This window comes from Kocuria subflava (genome assembly GCF_012163155.1).
GTDB lineage: Bacteria > Actinomycetota > Actinomycetes > Actinomycetales > Micrococcaceae > Kocuria > Kocuria subflava.
Window position 1 is genome coordinate 1 of record NZ_JAAVUN010000238.1, and the last position, 526, is coordinate 526.

General features: G+C 69.6%; 1 protein-coding gene and 1 pseudogene. Both read left to right on the forward strand.

Features of this window, described 5'->3' with window-relative positions; translation table 11 throughout:
- Position 1 precedes the first annotated feature (1 nt).
- Positions 2–109, forward strand: a complete 108-nt coding sequence (locus GTW58_RS13950) for a DUF4244 domain-containing protein (RefSeq protein WP_168023647.1) — start codon at positions 2–4, stop codon at positions 107–109.
- 198 nt (positions 110–307) lie between these two features.
- Positions 308–526, forward strand: a pseudogene (locus tag GTW58_RS14410) (hypothetical protein); the annotation flags it as partial.

The window sequence follows — 526 nt, forward strand, 5'->3', positions numbered from 1 at the left end:
CGTGCTCCTCGCCGCGGCCGCGTTCGGCGGGGTCATGGCGGCCGTGATCGCCTCGGACACCGTCAGCGAGCTGCTCATGGCCATCATCAACAAGGCCTTGGGCATCTGAACCCTGGGGCCGCCGTCGTGGACGGCGGCCCCAGGACTTCCCTGCTTTCCCGCTTCCCGGACGGTCGCTTCTGTTCTCAACCCGGCGACGGCGGATCAAGACCGGCCACGCCCCTCGGGACCGAGCACGGAGCCGACCCCGCCCACGACTCTCGCGGAACCGATCGGTCACCCGCGGACCCACCCAGAAAGGCCCACCATGTTCGCGCACATCATCAATCGCCTGCACGGCTCGCTGAGTGATCCGCGCCACCGCGCTCGATCCCAGTCCTCCCACTCGAAGGACCACCCGAAGGACCACTCGAAAGACCGCGGTGCGGTGACCGCGGAGACGGCCATCGTGTTCCCGGCGATCGTCCTCACGCTCGCGGTCGTCCTCGCAGGCGGCGCGGCGGCGACCATCCAGGTGCGGTGTGAG